Raw genomic sequence first — 12723 nt, 5'->3', positions numbered from 1 at the left:
GGCGGCGCGAGAACGAACCATCCACGTCGCCCGGCGTCGAGTGCGCGGCGGCCTCGATTCGTCGCCCTGGCACTGGACGAGCGCACCAGCAGCAGCGCCGGCCGGGTCGCTCTGGCAGCGGACGGAAGTACCCGCCGGAGCGGTGGCTTCGCCGGTCGGCCTAGCGCCGGACGAACGCACCCGCCGGAGCGGAGGTGTCGATCGCCGTCCCGCGCAGCCAGGTGGAGTAGCGGCGTCCGGTGAGTTGCACCCCGTCGTAGGCGGAGATCTTGTTCTTGTGCTCGAGCGCGTCCGCATCGACCGTCCACAGCTCGTCGGGCGCGAACTCGATCAGGTCGGCGCTGTTGCCCACCGCGATCGAGCCCTTGCCGGTCATGCCGACGATCTGGGCCGGGCGCTCGCACATCCACCGCACCACGTCGGCGAACTCGAAGCCGCGCTCGCGGGCAGCCGTCCACACTGCGGTGAACGCGACCTGGATCGAGGAGACGCCGCCCCACGCGGTCTGGAAGTCGCCGACATCGAGTTGTTTGAGCTCGGCGGTCGAGGGGGAGTGGTCGGACACCACGCAGTCGATGGTGCCGTCACGCAGCGCCTCCCACAGCAGATCCTGGTTGGCCTGGTCGCGGATCGGCGGGCAGCACTTGTGCGCCGTCGACCCGTCGCGAATGGTGTCGGCGTCGAACGACAGGTAGTGCGGGCAGGTCTCGACGGTGAGCGCCAGCCCGTCCGCCTTCGCGGCCCGGATCTGCGGCAGGGCCTTCGCCGATGACAGGTGCAGGATGTGCGCCCGGGCGCCGGTGGCGCGGACGGCGTCGATGAGCAGTGCGATCGCCGCGACCTCCGACTCGTCGGGGCGCGAGGCGAGGAAGTCGGAGTAGGCCCGGCCTCCGACGGACGGCGCGGCCGCGAGGGTTTCGGGGTCTTCGGCGTGCACGATCATCAGCGACCCGATGCGCGCGATCTCTTCGAGGTGGTCACGCAACTGCGCCGCGTCGAGCGGCGGAAACTCCGGCACGCCGGAGTCGGCCAGGAAGCACTTGAACCCGAAGACGCCGGCGCGGTGCAACGGCTCGAGGTCGGCCTCGTTGCCCGGGATGGCACCACCCCAAAAGCCCATGTCGACGTAGCAGTTGCCTTGCGCCGCAGCCTTCTTCGTCTCCAACGCATCGACCGACACGGTGGAGGGCAGGCTGTTGAGCGGCATGTCGACGAGCGTCGTGTACCCACCCTGTAGGGCGGCCTTCGTCGCGGTCTCGAAGCCCTCCCAGTCGGCGCGACCGGGGTCGTTGATGTGCACGTGGGTGTCGATCATGCCGGGCAGCAGCAGGTGGTCGTCGGGGATCGTCACCGACCCGGCACCGGTGAACTCCTCGTCCAACTCACCGATGGCGGCCACCACGCCGTCGCGGACGCCGATGGTCGCCCCGCGCAACTCGCCGTCGAGCAGGCACTGACGGGCGCGGATGACAAGGTCGAAGGTGTTGTCGCTCAACGTGATTCCTTGGGGCAGCGGGTGAGTTCGGGCAGCGGGTCGGGTCAGCGGGTGAGTTCGGTCAGTTGGTCGAGGCGCAGGCCCGAGGCGTCGAGCACCTCGGTCTCGTCGATCGCACCACAGTGCACTCCGCGCAGCAGCGCCATCGCCAGCATGCGGGCGGTGGCCGGCTCGTCCATCACGTCGCCGCCGGTCTTCGACAGGTACGCGGCCAGTCGCTTGCAGGCATCGGGCATCGCCCGGCGGAAGAACAGGTAGTTGGCCAGGTAGCGCGTGGGCAGGTGGCCCGGGTGCATGTCCCAGCCCTGGTAGATGCCGCGCACCAGCGACCGCTCGACGAGCCCGTAGTGCAGCTTCCAGGTGGCGTGCGCCTGCTCGGCGTCGCCGAAGGCGATGACGTTCGTCGAGCCGTCCGACATGCGCACGCCGGTCTGTGCCGCACTCACCTGCATGACGTTCTTGGCATGGTCGGCCACCGGGTGATCGAGTGCCTGATAGGCGGCGGCGATGCCGAGCCCGGCGCTGTAGTCGAAGGTGCCGTAGTGCAGCGAGCTGACCCGCCTCTTGCCGGCCCTGATCATCGGCGCCAACGGAGCCACCCCCGACGCCGCCATGATCGCCTGCGCGGTCTCGACCTGGATCTCGAATGTGACTGTGCCACGGTCGAGTCCACCGGCTTCCTCGATCTTCTCGCAGGCGATCCGCATCGCCTCGACCTGCTCGACCGAGGTGACCTTCGGCAGCGTGAGGGTGAGGCCGTCGTGGGCGCGGTCGGCCATCGCGCCGACGAACATCCCGAGCGTGCGCACCCCGCGGGCCCGGGTGGGCGCCTCGAAGCACTTGAACCGAATGCCCCACCAGGTCGGTCGATTGTCAGCATCGAGGATGGCGCGCAGCCCGTCGACCGCGGCGGCCAGGTGGTCGTCCTCGATCGCGTCGTCGCGGCGTCCGTAGCCGTCCTCGAAGTCGACCCGGAGGTCTTCGATCGGCTGGGCGGTCAGCTTGGCGCGCAACCGCTGGTAGATCGGCTCCACCTCGGCGACGTCGACGCCGACGGCGGCGGCGAGGGTGGCCGCATCGGGCGCGAACCGGTCGAGCAGATCGAGCGCCTGACCGCCCCACTGTGCGACGGTGTGACCGGTGAACAGGTCGCCGGGCACGTAGACCGTGTGCACCGGGCCGCGTCCGGTGGGCTCGCCGGGGTAGTCGGCCGCCAACTGTTCGTCGGCCGCACGCAGGTGCTCGTCCAGACTTGCGGCCAAGTCGGGTACGAACTCCGGGACGTCCATCTGAACTCCTTGGTGCTGAGGGGTGGCTTCTTCTGCTTCGTGGAGGATAGATTCCATTTTGCGGAATTACCATCCTTGGTCCGTGAATCGATCCGCGAGAGGACACCCCAAGATGGCCGAACCGAAGTCGGGCGGCGTTCAGTCGGTCGGACGCGCGCTGGAGATCCTCGAGCTGATCGGTGCCTCGGGCGGGTCGATGGCCCTCGTCGAACTCGCCGAGGCGTCGGGTCTGCCGATGCCGACCATCCACCGGCTGGTGCGCACCCTGGTCGGACGCTCGTACCTGCGACAACTGCCGAACCGCCGGTACGCGCTCGGCGCCCGGTTGATCCCGCTCGGCAGCACCGCCCTCGAGGTCTTCGGCGCGGGCGCCGCGCCACACCTGCGCAGCGTCGTCGACGCCCTCGGCGAGACCGTCAGCCTCGCCACCCTGGACGGCGACATGCTGGTCTACGTCGGCCAGGTGCCCTCGCCGCACTCCATGCGGATGTTCACCGAACTCGGCCGGCACGTGCACCCGCACTGCCGTGCCGGCGGCAAGGTGCTACTGGCCGGGATGGGCGACGAGGAAGTGCGGGAACTGTTGTCCCGCATCGGAATGCCTGCGCGCACCCCGAACACCATCACCGACCCGGACGCCTTGATCGAGCAACTCGCACAGGTGCGCGACACCGGCAGTGCCTTCGAGGTCGAGGAGATGGAGATCGGCGTGCAGTGCGTCGCGGTGCCCGTGCCCTCGGACGAGGTGCGGCTGGCACTGTCGATGTCGGCGCCGTCGGCCCGGATGAGTCCCGAGGTGAGTGAGCGGGCCGTCGAACTGATGCGCGAGACGGCGATCGCGGTGGCGAAGGACCTCACCCGCCATGCGGCCCGCTGACCCAGTCGGTCTGCGCAACGGCGATCGCGCGCACCGGGCGCATTCGCAGGCGCCGGGCTCTCTGAAGTTGGCGCGACACGCCATGCAAGCGCCTGCGATGCAAGCGCCCGATCGCGCAAACTTTCGCACACCCTGCGGACGGGGTCTTGACGGCCGCGCAGGTTTCATTCAGAGTTCAACATGCGAAATGCAAGTTTCGCAATTTGGAATCTGCGAATCGCACCGGAGGATCGATCCATGAGTCAGGCCGTCCAGAGCGGGAAGCATCCCGTCGACACCCCCATGCCACCGGGCCCGTCGCTGCTCTACGGCCTGCAGCACGTGCTGTCGATGTACGCCGGCGTGGTGGCGGTGCCGCTGATCATCGGCGGCGCCCTGAAACTCGAACCGGGCGACCAGTTCTACCTCGTGTCGGCCGCGTTGTTCATGGCCGGCGTCGCGACCCTCATCCAGACCATCGGGTTCTGGAAGATCGGCGCGCGACAGCCCATCGTGCAGGGCACCTCGTTCGTCGCGGTGTCGAGCATGCTCGCGATCGCCGCGAAAGACCAAGGTCACGCCGGGCTACAAACGATCTACGGCGGACTCATCGTCGCCGGCGTGCTCGGCTTCCTCATCGCCCCGGTCTTCACCCAGTTGCTGCGGTTCTTCCCCGAGGTGGTCACCGGCACCGTCATCACGATGATCGGTCTGTCGCTCATCCCGGTCGGCGTCGGCTGGGCCGCGGGCGGCGTCGGCACCGACGACTTCGGGCAGCCGAAGAACTATGCGCTCGCGTTCATCACACTCCTCATCGTGGTGCTCATCTACCGCTTCCTGCCCGGCTTCTTCGGTCGCATCGCGATCATCCTCGGGCTCGTGCTCGGCACCCTCGTCGCGATCCCGATGGGCATGACCGACTTTTCCAGCATCGGCAGCGCCAAGGCCTTCCAGGTGCCCACCCCCTTCCACTTCGGGGCACCGCAGTTCGAGGTGAGCGCGATCGTCTCGCTGTCGATCTGCATGTTGGTGATCATGGTGGAGGCGACCGCCGACATCCTCGCGCTCGGTGAGGTCACCGAGAAGCCCGCCGACCGCCGGACGGTCACCAACGGTCTGCGCGCCGACACCGGATCCACCGCTCTCGCAGCCGTTTTCAACGGCTTCTCGCTCAGCGCCTTCGCCCAGAACGTCGGCCTCGTCGCGATCACCGGCATCCGCAGCCGCTTCGTCGTCGCCTACGGTGGCGCGATCCTCATCGTCCTCGGGCTGCTGCCGAAGGCGGGTGCGATCGTCGCCGCGGTGCCGATGCCGGTGCTCGGTGGAGCCGGCCTGGTGCTCTTCGGCACCGTCGCCGCGTCGGGCATCCGCACGCTGAAGGAGGTCGACTTCTCCGGCAACGCCAACATCGTCATCGTCGCCACGTCGCTCGCCTTCGGCCTGCTGCCGATCGTGCAGGACGGCGCCTACGAGCACTTCCCGAGCTGGTTCCGCACCATCTTCGACTCCGGCATCACCTCGGCCGCCATCTGCGCGATCCTGATGAACATCCTGTTCAACATCCTCGGCCGCAAGGACGACGACGAAGGGCCTGTGTTCTCCCACTCACCGGCGATGGGCGCGATCTCCGACGAGGACGAGGAGCGGCTCTACCGTCCGATGCGGATCAGCGCCGACCCGTTGGCGAAGGACAACGGCGTCAACGGCTGACCCGCCGCAACGACCGCAGGAGGGGCATGATCGACCGGCGATCGTGCCCCTCCTGATGTGTGGGGCTTCAGTAGAAGAGCCGCAGCGCCCCGGGCAACAGCCCGATCTGCACCGGCGCGACGGCGATCGGGTCGCCGTCGGCGTACACCTCCAACGGACGGCCGTCGCGGTCGACCGCGGTGATCTCGACCAGGGTCGCCCGCCAGCCGTCGACGTGTGGCAGGCGCACGTGGTTGCCCCCGCGCTCCAACAGGGCCGACGTGGCCTTCTGGTCGAAGCGACGCCCGCGCGTGACGACCACGTCGAGCAGCCCGTCCGCGAGGTCGGCGCCGGGGGTGGCGGTCAGCCCGCCGCCGTGTCGACCGGAGTTGCCCACCGCGACATTCCAGCCGGCGAAGCTCTCCTCGCGGTCGCCGTCCGGCCCGGTGGTGCGCACGGTGAAGGTGATCGGACGCGTGGTGAACGCGGTCTGCACCCCGGCGGCCGTGTAGACCAGTGCGCTGCGCAGCCGGCGCACCCGGTTGGCTCGCGCGTTGGCCAGCGCATCGAAGCCGACGGCGGCCGTGCCGACGAAGGTCCGATCGCCGATCGTGCCGACATCGATGCGTCGTTCGGCCGCGGCGCCCAGCGTGCGCGCGACCGCGAGCGTGTCGCGTGGCAGCCCGAGGCCGCGCACGAAGTCGTTGCCGCGCCCCGCCGGCAGCGGAGCCAGCAGCGCCCCCGAACGCACGCAGCCGGCGGCCACGAAGGAGATCATGCCGTCGCCGCCGAGCGGCAACAGCACATCGTCGGGAGCCGCCGCAGCGGCCACCGCGACCGCGTGCTCGGCGCTGGTCGTCTGCACCGCCTCGGGGTCGAAACCGAGACTGCGTAAGGTCGCCAGCACCTCGCGTTCGGAGGTGCCCGCGGTGCCCCCACCCGCCGCGGGGTTCACCAGAACCGTTGCGCGGCCTGACAGTTCGGTCATCAGCTCGGGGCCTCCGTGGTCGCACCTGTGCTGGTCGGGACCTTCTGCGACGTGGTGTCCGGGATCAGCACACACGGGTTCATCGTGTCGCCCGGGTCGAGCTCATTCTTCAGTGCGCGCAGCATCCGCACGCCGATCTCGCCGATCTCATCTGCGAGGTACCGGCGGTGGTCGCGTCCGACCGCGTGGTGATGAGTGATCGTCGCCCCCGCGGCGACGATCGCCTCGCTGGCCGCGGTCTTCACCGTCTGCCATTGGTCGAGCGCGTCGTCGGCCTCGGCGGCGAGGTAGGTGAAGTAGAGCGACGCGCCGCTGGGGTAGACGTGCGAGATGTGGCATTGCACGACGCCGGGGGTGCCGCCGGCATCGAGGGCATCGGCGATCGCGCCGCCGACCCGGCGGTGCACGGCGGCGATGTTCGACCAGTGCGTGGCGGTCTCCAGCGTCTCGACGAACACGCCGCGGGTGATCAGTTCGTCGCGCAGGTACGGCGCGCTGAACCGTCCGTGTTCCCAGCCGCGGGCGATCTTCGCCGGCAGGGTGACGGCCCCGTTGCGCTTCAGGATCTGCTGCGCGCGACGCTGCCGGTGCTTGGCCCGCTCGTCGGTGGCGTCGTGCCACAGCAGGATCGTCAGGCAGGGCGCCTCGAGCCCGCGCACGGCGAGATAGCGCTGCAGCGCCTTGCCGCTGCGTCCGGCGAGCCCGAGCGACACCTCCGTCTCGACGGCGTCCGACACCCGGGTCACATCGGGTTGCTGGTCGTGTCCGAGCTGCTGCACCAGCTCGCGCAATGCCGTTGCGGCCGAGTCGAAGTCGGGGAACGCCACCGCCGTGTGTCGGGTTACCTGCGGCGCCTCGACCACCCGCAAGGTCACCTCGGTGAGCACCCCGAGCGCGCCCTCGCTGCCGACCATCACGTCGAGCAGGCGGGGCCCCGCGGCCGACGCGGGCGACCGCGACCCGAACTCGAACTCGCCGGTCGGGGTGACCCCACGGACGCCGTCGACCATGTCGTCGATGCGGCCGTAACCGCTCGACGACTGCCCGGCGCTGCGCGTGGCGACGAAGCCGCCGAGCGAGGCCTGCTGGTAACTCTGCGGGAAGTGCCCGAGGGTGAATCCCCGTGCGCGCAGGGCGGTTTCGGCGTCAATCGCCATCGTGCCGGCGTGGAAGGTGGCGGTGTGGTCGTGCTCGTCGAGCCGGATCAGGCCGGCCAGCCGGCGCAGATCGAGGCTGACGACCGCGCGCTGCTCGCCGGTGGCGGTGAGGCCGGCGACCACGCTGGTGCCTCCGCCGAAGGGCACGACGGCGGCGTCGTGCGCGACGCAGGCGGCGACGACGTCGGCGACTTCGCGATGGGTCGACGGCAGCGCGACGGCGTCGGGCACGTACGGCAGGTGGCCGGTGCGGACGCGCACCAGGTCGGGGTAGCTCTTGCCGCCGGCGCGCAGGATGCGGTCGGCCGCGGAGTCGAGAAGGTGCTCGGCACCGACCGCGTCGATGAGGGCCGACCGCAGCCGGTCGCCGACGCGCGATTCGGGCACCTCGATCGAATCCAGTTGCACCGGAGGGTGGTTGGTGGTGGAGGAGCGGGCGCCGAGCCGTTCGTCGAGCATCCGACGGGCGTGGACAGGCAGCGGTGCGGCATTGGCCGGGTCGCCCCAGCCCCACCAGACCGAGCGCTGAACCTGTTGCAGAGTGACGTCCATGCTGTGACAGTATTACATCAAGTGTCACATCGAGAGGGAGAGGCGGCGATGAGCCAGAGTTCCGAAGAGGCGTTGTGGCGGGCGGTGCGCGAAGAGGTGATGACCTACGGCGTCTCCCGCTCGACGGTCACCTCGGTGGCCAAACGCGCCGGCCTCTCCCGGATGACCGTCTACCGACGGGCGGGCGGCATGGAGCAGCTGGTGCTCGACGCGCTGGCTCACGAGCTCGGCAGTGTCGGGGCGCTCGTCGCGGATGAACTGGCCGAATCCACCGATCCCGTAGGCGAACTCGCCGAGGGTGTCGCCGAAGTCGTCGGGGCGCTCGTCGACTCCGAACTGCTCGACGCGCTGCGTCGCCACGACCCCGAGCTGCTCCTGCCCTACCTCGTCGGTCACTTCGGACGGGGCCAGGTCGGGCTCGCCGCGCAACTCACCCGATCGATCGAACAGACGCGCGCACGATGCGCCGAGCTCGGCCGGCCCCTGCGGGCGCAGCCCGCACCGCACGAGCAGGCCCGCTTCCTGATCGTGGCCCTGCAGTCGTTCGTGATGGTGGTCGGCGACGAGCCCGAGCTCACCCGTGAGCTGATCGAGCGCGAGGTCACCCACCTGGTGGCCGGTTACCTGAGGAGCGGAGCGACCGATGACTGACCGCGCGATCCTCGACCGATCCACTCGCGCCACCGCCCTGCAGGAACTCCAGCGCGAACAGTTCGACGTGCTCGTGATCGGTGGTGGCATCACCGGAGCGGGCGTCGCCCTCGACGCCGCGAGCCGCGGTCTGCGCACAGCCCTCGTCGAGGCGGACGACCTCGCATCGGGTACCTCGCGGTGGAGCTCGAAACTCGCCCACGGCGGACTGCGCTATCTGGCCACCGGACACGTGCGCATCGCCAAGGAGAGCGCCGACGAGCGGCACCTGCTGATGACCACCGTCGCGCCGCACCTCACCCGACCGCGCCGCAACCTGCTCCCGCTCACCCCCGACCTGCCGGGCCCCGCCGGCTACCTCAGCGCGTTCGGGCCGGTCGCCGCCGACCTGCTGCGTCGCCGCGCCGGCACCGCATCACACCTGCTGCCGGCGCCGAAACTGTTGTCGGCCAAGCGAACCCGTCCGCTGATGCCCGCCTGGCGCGGTGCCGAGGTGCGGGGTGCGGTGAGCTTCTGGGACGGCCAGTTCGAGGACGACGCCCGGTTGGTGGTCGACGTCGCGCGCACTGCCGCCGCGCACGGCGCACGGGTCGCGACCTACCTGCGCGCGGAGTCGATCGAGGCGACGAGTGCGGTGCTGCACGACGTGCTCACCGGACACAGCTTCACCGCACGCGCCCAGGTCGTCGTCAACGCGACCGGGGCGTGGGCCGACGGGTTGGACGACCGGGTGCGGCTCGCGCCGAGCCGCGGTTCTCACCTCGTGCTGCCCGCGGCCCGCTTCGGCCGACCCACCTGCGCGATCAACCTGCCGGTGCCCGGCCAATTCGGACGCTTCGTGTTCGTGCTGCCGCGCCCCGACGACCTGGTGATCGTGGGCCTCACCGACGATCCGGCGCCGGGTGTCGACCCGCGCGCACCCCGGGTGCCGGCGCAGGACGAGGAGTTCCTGCTCGGCGTCGTCGGACGCCATCTGGCCCAACCGGTCGACCGGGCCGACGTCGTCGGACGGTTCGCCGGCCTGCGGCCGCTCGTGGTCGGCGCCGACGCGGGCAGCGCACCGCCGACATCTTCCGTGAACATCTGCTGGTCGACGAACCCGGAGCGCCGATCACGATCGTCGGCGGCAAGCTGACCACCTACCGGCGGATGGCGCAGGACACGGTCGACGCCGTCGCCCGCCGTATCCCGGGGGGCGGGCCGTGCCTCACCGATCGGTTGCCGCTCGTCGCAGCCGCGTCCGCTCCGTTGCTGCGCCGGGTGCGCGCGCCCCGGCGCCTGGTCGACCGCTACGGCACGCTCGCCGCCCAGGTGCAGCAACTCATCGCGTCCGACCCCGCGCTCGGCGAGCCGGTCGTGGCCGGCTCGCCGACCGTGCGCGCCGAGTTGGTGTACGGCGTCCTGGCGGAGGGCGCGCTCACGCCCGAAGACCTCGTCGAGCGTCGCACCCGGATCACCATGCGCGAGGGGCTGCGCGACGAATCGCTCTGCGTGGCAGGCGAACTCATCGAGCGCTACGGCCGCACGGTGCGGGCCTAGGCGAACGGCCAGCCGGCCTCGATGCCTTCGGGGCGACCGGGCTCGATGTACCACTCGGTGCCGAACGCGATGTCGAAGATCGGCCGCGGCATCGCCATGAACATGCCGATGTCGGTGACCTGCGACGAGTGCGCCTGCATCGCCGCACGCTTCCGGTCGAGATAGCCGCAAACGTCGACCTCCCAGTGGATCTCGGCCTCCGGGCTGCCGAACGGGTTGCCGTCGTCCATCGGCCGGTCGGGGTCGAGGTCGGATTCCTGACCGGCCGCGAGGGCCGCCTCGTGGAAAGCGCGCATCCGGTCGCGGTTCATCGTCGACTCCAAGACCCGCGGACGCCGGGCGGCGAGTTCGGCGCCCCGGTGGCCGACGTGGTGGGCCTTCACGTGGTCGGGGTGGCCGTAGCCGCCGTGCCAGTCGTAGGTGACCAGCACGTCGGCGTCCTCCTCGTCGAGGATCGCCGCGAGCCGTCCGCCGGCCTCGTCGAGGTCGGCCAGGTGGAGGTTGCCGGCGAGCGAGTTCTGTTCCCAGCCGGTCATTCCCGAGTCGGAATAGCCGAGCCAGGCAACGCGTGCGGTGCCGAGCACCTGCGCCGAACGCATCGCCTCCGCGCGGCGGCGGTCGACGAGCGTCTCGGCGTCCGCAAGGTCGTCGGGCACCTCGCCGTGCTCGCCGTTGGTCGCGAACACGACGACCACCCGGTGACCTTCGGCGGCGGCGCGCGCCATCGCACCCGAGGTCTGCGAACTCTCGTCGTCGGGATGGGCGTGCAGGAAGACCAAGGTGCTCACGGAACAAGGAGCCTAGGGGAGTTGTGCCCATCGACGTGCACGCCTGACGACCGCAGGCTCGAGGTACCGACAAGGGAAGCGGCTTCAGGGGGAAGTTGCTCGGAGCCGGGGGGGAGAAGATCATGAACACGCAGATCAGTCGACCGATCAGTCGGCGTGGAGCGATTGCCGGAGTGGGAGGTCTGCTCGCGGCGGGGGCCGTGGCGCAGATCGCGACGTCGTCGTCGGCCGGCGCGGCCGGCCCTCCGCGTCCGTTGGGCATCGGATCGTCGGGCCACCACGTGGAGCAGTTCCAGTTGGCGATGAACGCCAACGGTTTCTGGTGCGGCACCGTCGACGGACAGTTCGGCGAACTCACCCAGCAGGCGGTGTACGCGGTGCAGAAGACGCACGGGCGGCCCCGCACCGGCAAGATCGACCTTGCCCTCTGGGACAGCGGGTTGGCCCGGGTGCGGGCCCGCAGCCGGTACACCTACACGGGCATCGAGATCGACAAGACCCGCCAGTTGTTGCTTGTGGTCTCCGGCGGCTACGTCCAGGTCGCGCTCAACACCAGCACCGGCAACGGGTCACGCTTCTATTACAGCGGTCGCTGGTACACGGCCGTGACGCCGTCCGGCACCTACCGGATCAACCGCTACGGGAGCAACGGCTGGGACTACGGAGCGCTCGGCGGACTGTGGCGTCCGCGCTACTTCAACGGTGGAATCGCGGTGCACGGTTCGAATTTCATTCCGCCGTACCCCGATTCGCACGGCTGCTGCCGGTTGTCGACCCGCGCACAGAACTACCTGCTGGCCAGCGGTCGCGAGCAGATGGGCAGCTACGTGCGGGTCTACTGAGCGGCGCAGCGACTTTCCACAGGTCTTGTGTTCGAAGTGGCACAGGTGACGTCCGGCGGGGCATGATTGCGCTCGGGGCGCCACTTGTGCCACAACCATTTCGGACACTGCATCTGCAAGGGGACTGTCATGACTGCCAACCTGAGCCGTCGTTCGCTGATTCTCGGGGCCGGGGGTGCTGCTGTGGCAGCCGGCACCTCGCTCGCCCTCGCCGAATCGGCCCATGCGGCCGGCCCGAGCACGCCGCTCGGCATCGGATCATCCGGCCACCACGTCACGCAGTTCCAGTTGGCGATGAACGCCAACGGTTTCTGGTGCGGCACCGTCGACGGGCAGTTCGGTGAGCTGACCCAGCAGGCGGTGTACGCAGTGCAGAAGACGCACCGTCGCGCCCGCACCGGCAAGATCGACCTCGCGCTCTGGGACAGCGGGTTGGCCCGGGTGCGTGCGACCAGCCGCTACAAGCTCGACGGCATCGAGATCGACCTCGCCCGCCAGTTGCTCATGGTGGTGCGCGGCGGCATCGTCCAGGTCGCGCTCAACACCAGCACCGGCGACGGCTCGACCTTCCGGTTCAACGGTGGTTGGGCGCGGGCGATCACCCCGACGGGCACCTTCACGATCTACCGCAAGTCGGTGCAGGAGACCTCGACCAACCCGTGGGTCACGGCCGAACTCGGCACCATGTACAAGCCGCGCTACTTCGACTCCCGCGGGTTCGCGGTGCACGGCTCCACCAGCATTCCGCCCTACCCGGCCTCGCACGGCTGCGCGCGGGTGTCGACCCGGGCCCAGAACTACCTGCTCTCGTCGGGCTTGCTGAACATGGGCGTGAAGGTGCGCATCTACTGACGCTCGCTCACCCACCGACAAGAAC

Annotated in this window: 12 protein-coding genes; 7 read left to right on the top strand and 5 right to left on the bottom strand. The window is 69.9% G+C overall.

Annotation, left to right across the window (positions count from 1 at the left end):
• Nucleotides 1-160: 160 nt before the first annotated feature.
• Nucleotides 161-1495, bottom strand: a complete 1335-nt coding sequence (gene allB / locus DFJ65_RS16355; protein WP_115923944.1) for an allantoinase AllB — start codon at nucleotides 1493-1495, stop codon at nucleotides 161-163.
• 44 nt (nucleotides 1496-1539) lie between these two features.
• The gene (locus DFJ65_RS16350; RefSeq protein WP_211308468.1) at nucleotides 1540-2784 is read right to left on the bottom strand and encodes a DUF6986 family protein; all 1245 of its coding nucleotides are present in this window, start codon (nucleotides 2782-2784) and stop codon (nucleotides 1540-1542) included.
• Between the two features lie 112 nt (nucleotides 2785-2896).
• Here DFJ65_RS16350 and DFJ65_RS16345 point away from each other — a divergent pair, with 112 nt between their 5' ends.
• Together DFJ65_RS16345 and DFJ65_RS16340 are read left to right on the top strand one after the other, a co-directional pair.
• Nucleotides 2897-3661 (top strand): IclR family transcriptional regulator, encoded by a 765-nt coding sequence (locus DFJ65_RS16345; protein ID WP_115923942.1) that lies wholly within the window; start codon nucleotides 2897-2899, stop codon nucleotides 3659-3661.
• A gap of 237 nt (nucleotides 3662-3898) precedes the next feature.
• Nucleotides 3899-5350 (top strand): nucleobase:cation symporter-2 family protein, encoded by a 1452-nt coding sequence (locus tag DFJ65_RS16340; protein WP_115923941.1) that lies wholly within the window; start codon nucleotides 3899-3901, stop codon nucleotides 5348-5350.
• 67 nt (nucleotides 5351-5417) lie between these two features.
• Here DFJ65_RS16340 and DFJ65_RS16335 read toward each other — a convergent pair whose 3' ends face one another.
• Nucleotides 5418-6317, bottom strand: coding sequence for a diacylglycerol/lipid kinase family protein (locus tag DFJ65_RS16335; protein WP_115923940.1), 900 nt, complete (start codon nucleotides 6315-6317; stop codon nucleotides 5418-5420).
• Entirely contained in the window at nucleotides 6317-8026 is a 1710-nt protein-coding gene (locus DFJ65_RS16330; RefSeq protein ID WP_115923939.1) for an FAD-binding oxidoreductase, read from the bottom strand. The genes DFJ65_RS16335 and DFJ65_RS16330 overlap by 1 nt, the downstream gene beginning before the upstream one ends.
• 48 nt (nucleotides 8027-8074) lie before the next feature.
• Here DFJ65_RS16330 and DFJ65_RS16325 point away from each other — a divergent pair, with 48 nt between their 5' ends.
• From DFJ65_RS16325 to DFJ65_RS16315, 3 genes are read left to right on the top strand one after another with little or no spacing between them, the layout of a single operon-like run.
• Nucleotides 8075-8677 (top strand): TetR/AcrR family transcriptional regulator, encoded by a 603-nt coding sequence (locus tag DFJ65_RS16325; protein WP_115923938.1) that lies wholly within the window; start codon nucleotides 8075-8077, stop codon nucleotides 8675-8677.
• Nucleotides 8670-9812, top strand: coding sequence for a glycerol-3-phosphate dehydrogenase/oxidase (locus DFJ65_RS16320; RefSeq protein ID WP_115923937.1), 1143 nt, complete (start codon nucleotides 8670-8672; stop codon nucleotides 9810-9812). Before DFJ65_RS16325 ends, DFJ65_RS16320 begins: the two co-directional genes overlap by 8 nt.
• Before the next feature lie 14 nt (nucleotides 9813-9826).
• Nucleotides 9827-10216, top strand: a complete 390-nt coding sequence (locus DFJ65_RS16315) for a glycerol-3-phosphate dehydrogenase C-terminal domain-containing protein (RefSeq protein WP_115923936.1) — start codon at nucleotides 9827-9829, stop codon at nucleotides 10214-10216.
• On the opposite strand, the gene DFJ65_RS16310 is transcribed toward DFJ65_RS16315, so the two are convergent.
• Complete coding sequence (locus DFJ65_RS16310) at nucleotides 10213-11004, bottom strand: PIG-L family deacetylase (RefSeq protein WP_115923935.1); 792 nt, start codon at nucleotides 11002-11004, stop codon at nucleotides 10213-10215. The two genes, DFJ65_RS16315 and DFJ65_RS16310, sit on opposite strands and share 4 nt — an antisense overlap.
• A 122-nt stretch (nucleotides 11005-11126) precedes the next feature.
• Between DFJ65_RS16310 and DFJ65_RS16305 the strand changes: the two genes are divergently transcribed.
• Both DFJ65_RS16305 and DFJ65_RS16300 read left to right on the top strand, forming a co-directional pair.
• On the top strand, nucleotides 11127-11846 hold the full coding sequence (locus DFJ65_RS16305) for a L,D-transpeptidase family protein (protein ID WP_115924423.1): 720 nt from the start codon (nucleotides 11127-11129) through the stop codon (nucleotides 11844-11846).
• 129 nt (nucleotides 11847-11975) lie between these two features.
• The gene (locus DFJ65_RS16300; RefSeq protein ID WP_115923934.1) at nucleotides 11976-12698 is read left to right on the top strand and encodes a L,D-transpeptidase family protein; all 723 of its coding nucleotides are present in this window, start codon (nucleotides 11976-11978) and stop codon (nucleotides 12696-12698) included.
• Nucleotides 12699-12723: the final 25 nt, after the last annotated feature.

This window comes from Calidifontibacter indicus (assembly GCF_003386865.1).
Taxonomy (GTDB): domain Bacteria; phylum Actinomycetota; class Actinomycetes; order Actinomycetales; family Dermatophilaceae; genus Yimella; species Yimella indica.
The sequence above is the reverse complement of the archived record's forward strand: the minus strand, read 5'-3'. Positions and strand labels throughout refer to the sequence as shown.